The 4,363-nt window shown below is 57.6% G+C and carries 5 protein-coding genes; 2 read left to right on the top strand and 3 right to left on the bottom strand.

All coding sequences use genetic code 11. The features are described 5' to 3' along the window. Window positions 1-13: 13 nt before the first annotated feature. From M0974_RS31150 to M0974_RS31140, 3 genes are read right to left on the bottom strand one after another with little or no spacing between them, the layout of a single operon-like run. On the bottom strand, window positions 14-553 hold the full coding sequence (locus M0974_RS31150) for an efflux RND transporter permease subunit (protein WP_297845872.1): 540 nt from the start codon (window positions 551-553) through the stop codon (window positions 14-16). After that, a complete protein-coding gene (locus tag M0974_RS31145) occupies window positions 550-1,737 on the bottom strand; it encodes an efflux RND transporter periplasmic adaptor subunit (protein WP_297845870.1) in 1,188 nt (395 codons plus the stop codon). The genes M0974_RS31150 and M0974_RS31145 overlap by 4 nt, the downstream gene beginning before the upstream one ends. Beyond that, window positions 1,734-3,110 (bottom strand): efflux transporter outer membrane subunit, encoded by a 1,377-nt coding sequence (locus M0974_RS31140; RefSeq protein ID WP_297845868.1) that lies wholly within the window; start codon window positions 3,108-3,110, stop codon window positions 1,734-1,736. Before M0974_RS31140 ends, M0974_RS31145 begins: the two co-directional genes overlap by 4 nt. A 372-nt stretch (window positions 3,111-3,482) precedes the next feature. On the opposite strand from M0974_RS31140, the gene M0974_RS31135 reads away from it, so the two are divergent. Further along, the gene (locus tag M0974_RS31135; protein WP_297845866.1) at window positions 3,483-3,842 is read left to right on the top strand and encodes a response regulator; all 360 of its coding nucleotides are present in this window, start codon (window positions 3,483-3,485) and stop codon (window positions 3,840-3,842) included. Beyond that, on the top strand, window positions 3,842-4,363 hold a 522-nt coding region (locus M0974_RS31130), incomplete at its 3' end, for a chemotaxis protein CheC (RefSeq protein WP_297845864.1). The genes M0974_RS31135 and M0974_RS31130, both read left to right, overlap by 1 nt.

The following is a 4,363-nucleotide window of genomic DNA, read 5'->3' as shown; positions in this document are numbered from 1 at the left end:
CAGCTGGCTTTTGTTAACAGTTAAAATCGATCAATCCAACCCCAGGCATCTGCGATAACTGCTGAGCCAGGTAGTTATCAGCATACAGGTCCAACTGGTGCAGGGTTTTGGTGGGCGAAGTCAGGGCCAACGACAGTACCGTGAACTCAGCGGGGTTAACCTTTCTGAAGGTCGGCGTACTGGTCATGGTTTTCGGTAAGTTGGGGCTGGCCGTGTTGATCGCCGTCTGCACGTCCTGCGCTGCACCATCGATGTCGCGGTTCAAATCGAACTGCAAGACGATTTGGGTTTTACCCGCAGCACTGGTGGAGGTCATTGAGGTGACTTGGGGCACCGCCGAAAAAGCCCGCTCCAATGGTGTCGCCACCGAGGAGGCCATGGTGTCGGCGCTGGCCCCAGACAACGTCGCAGTGACTTGAATCGTCGGAAAGTCTACCGTGGGCAACGGTGCAACGGGCAGCTGGAAATAGGCGAAACCGCCGAGCAGCATGATGCCAATTGCCAACAGGCAAAGGCCCACGCGGCGGTGAATCAAACCGGCTAAGGCGTTCATCGACTGGCCTCCGCATTGACGGAAGGCTGGGTGTTGGCTACGTCAGTCTGGACCGCAGAAACCCGCGTACCTGAGGCAATTCTCGACTGCCCCTGGACCACCACGGTTTCACCCGGTACCAGACCTTTGCGAATCCATTGTTGCCCGTCCACCACCGAAGCGACATCGACCAGACGTGGTTCGACCCGCTGGTCGGCGTTGACCACGTAAACAAACGAACCCTTCTGCCCTTGCTGTATCGCATTCACTGAAACAATCGTCGCATCGCGCTGGGTGTGCAGTAACACCCGGGCGCTGACCAGCTCACCCGGCCATAGCTGTGACGTGTCGTTATTGAATTGCGCCTTGAGCTGGATCTGGCCGCTACCTGCGGAAACTTGGCTGTCGATGAAGCTGAGTTTTCCGGTGGCGATTTTCTGCTTGCCGTCACGGCTCATGGCGACAACCTGCAACGGCTGAAGGGCATTTTCTTGAAGAATTTCAGCCAGATCATCCTGGTTCACCGAGAACGCTACGGAGATTGGATTCATCTGGGTAATGGTCACCAGCCCAGTGGCTTCGGCGCCATGGGCGATGGAGCCAACGTCCAATAAACGCTGCCCGGTGCGGCCCGTCAACGGCGCGGTTATTTGAGTGAAGCTGAGTTGCAGTCGAGCATTGTCCAGTGCCGCTTGGTCAGCCTGAACAGTGGCTTGCTGGGCCGCCAATTGTGCGCGGAAGGTATCGACGTCCTGAGTCGGGCCTGCCTTGGCCGCTGCCAATTTGCTGGCCCGATCCAAGTTGACGCGCAAATTGGCGAGCTGTGCCTGGTCTTTGGCAACCATCGCCTGAGCCTGTGCCACTTGCGCCTGATAAACCCGTGGATCGATCTGCGCCAACTGAGCACCGGCATTAACCATCTGGCCTTCGGTAAACAGTACCTTTTGCAGTTCTCCGTCGACACGCACCCGTACATTCACCGTGTTAAGTGCCTGCACATTGCCAATGGCGTCGAGCCAAATCGGTAAGTCTTGCTGTTGCACTTGCTGCAGGGTGACCGGAACCGCCGCATCAGCGGCCACGCTCAGCGCAGATTGAGCCCGGACTGGCCAGAACTGACGAACCAGTACCGCGACGATCACTGCGATGACCAGTGCAAACAGTCGAAAACGACGACGAGAAGAAACAGGTTGCACCGAAGTCATGGGCGAGAGGCCTGAGCAGAAGAAGAATGGGATGGCATGGCGTTGCTGGCAACACTGGCGGGGCTAAAATCACCGCCCAATGCGCGGAACAGACCGACAGCGGCTTGCAGGTGTTGCAGTCGCACTTGCAGCAGGGTGTCTTCGGCCTGGTACTGGGTACGCTCGACAATCAGTAAGGTCTGGAAGTCGGTTGAGCCCAGCCGGTAGCGAACCTGTGCCAGTCGCGCGGCTTCGCGGGCGGAGGTAACTGCCGCCTGATTCAGCGTGTAGGTTTGTTCGAGCTGGTGCGCTGCGCTCAATTGCGTCTGCACATCCTGCAAGGCCTCAAGCACTGACTCGCGATAGCTGGAGGTCAGCTCTTGGACGTGCGCCTGATCCAGGTGCAACTGGCCCTTGAGCTGCCCGCCGGCAAATATTGGCTGACCCAGTGTCCCGATCATGCTCCAGATGTTGCTGCCAGTAAGGGTGTCGATCCCGCCTTGAAGGTCCAGCGACAGGTTCGGTAGAAATGCTGCTCGCGCTACGCCGACATCGAAGTTGGCTGATTTCAGACGCGCTTCTGCGGCTTGAATATCCGGACGCTGGCGCAATAAGCCAACGGGTAAACCGGCGCTCGGATTGGGCACTGCGAGATCGTTCAGGCCGACTTGGTTGACCTTAAATCCTTGAGGTGGAACGCCGACCAACACCGCAAGTTGATACAGCGCCATGTCGCGCTGTTGACGCAGCGGCGGCATCGCGGCCTGGAAGGTTTGCAACGCATTGCGCTGCTGCTCCACTTCCAGATTCGACACTGCCCCTTGGGAAGCCTGGATGTTCACCAGGTCCAACACCTGTTGAGCATCGTCAGCGATTGATTGGGCCAACCGCAGCCGATCATCCAGCGACAGCACTTGAAAATAGGTGGTGGCGATGGTTGCACCGAGGGTCATGCGCAACGTCTGGGCATCAAAAACAGAGGCATTGGCCAATGCGCTGGAAGAGTCTGCCGCGGCGCGTTGCTTGCCCCAGAAATCGACCTCGTAGGTGGCGTCGGCAAACACACTGCGTTTTTCCGTGGTGCCGTAATTGTTCTCACGCTGAAAGTTACCGCCCAGCGAAAGCAACGGGTATTGCGCGGCGCCCGTCACCTGCGCCAACGCTTGCGCTTCGTCGATCCGGCTGACCGCAGCCTTGAGCGTGTAATTGGCCGTCAGCCCTTTGGCTACCAGCCCATTGAGTTCCTCGCTGTGAAACTCTTCCCACCAAGGTCCACCCGCTGCTGCCGTCGCGGCGTGCGCATCATCCCAGGCGGGAGCTATTGGTACATTGGGTTGGCTATAAGAAGGCACCAACGAGCAACCACCCAACAGCACCGCTGCAACGAATGCCAATGATCTGCAGGCTCGCCCCGGCGCTAAACGCGTTACAACTCTCGACGGTATCGTTGCGCCTGACATGTACTGACCATTCCCCGTAACCAGTGGGACGTCCCACGAATGCTTGCAAGATAACGACCAGCGACTGTCACTGGGTTCTCCTGAACCTAAACAATTGTTTAACAACAAGGAATGAACGTGTTCATGAAGCTGGCGGCACGGTTGGTCTGGCACTTGCTAAACGCTTCGCAAATCCCTAGCTGAGTATCAGATTGCACAATGGCTCTTTGCTATAAATGGTGAGAGAGTGGCGAGCAGTACCGATGAATCGTTGTTTCTGCGAACTGAACACAGCCCGCAGGAGGTTTCAGACAGGTGGAATGTGCCATGAAAGTACTAATTGCCGATGACTCATCTATGTCCCGCAAGCTGGTCTTGCGTTCATTACCAGCATCATTGACCGAAGATGTCAGCCAGGCCTGTAACGGGGCCGAGGTGATGACGGCGTATCATGCCGGCCTTGTGGAACTGCTGTTCCTCGACCTGACCATGCCGGTCATGGATGGCTTCCAGACTCTCGAAGCCCTAAAGCGTGAAGATGCCAATGTGGTGGTCGTCGTGATCAGCGCAGACATTCAACCGCTGGCCAGACAGCGAGTGTTCGAGCTTGGCGCCGCTGCATTCGTGGCCAAACCGGTAACCGCTGAAGCTGTGCTCGATGCCTTGCACCTCATAGGAGTGCTGTGATGGGAACCTTGGCCGCGCTCAACGAAGACCAGCGTGATGCACTACAAGAACTGATGAACATTGCCATGGGGCAGGCCGCTGAACGTTTGGCCAGGCTGACCGATACCATCGTGACGCTCTCGGTACCCTTCATTCATCCTTTGATCCGCGAGCAGGACAACCTGACGATTCCGGAACATCTGCGCGGCACCTTCCTGATCGTCACACGCCAGTCCTTCCTGGGTGAATTGCGTGGAGAGGTGTTCGTTTGCTTCGGCGCCATGGGCGCCGACGAACTGGCCGAGTTGATGGGCTACGAAGGAGGCGGCCCGGCCCAGCAGGAAGAGCTGATGCTCGATGTCACCAATATTCTCTCCGGTGCCTGTATCAATGGCCTGGCCCAGCAGGTGGCGATCCAGGTGAGCTACGACGCGCCGTCCATTCTAGTCCGCGACGAAGGGTTGGAGAGCGGACTGGGCAAGCTCAATCTGAATGAGCACCTAGCGATGGTCCTGGAGATTCGTTTCGAGGTCCAGGCCCAT

It is taken from the genome of Pseudomonas sp. (assembly GCF_026224925.1).
In the GTDB taxonomy this organism is placed as follows: domain Bacteria; phylum Pseudomonadota; class Gammaproteobacteria; order Pseudomonadales; family Pseudomonadaceae; genus Aquipseudomonas.
The sequence above is the reverse complement of the archived record's forward strand: the minus strand, read 5'-3'. Positions and strand labels throughout refer to the sequence as shown.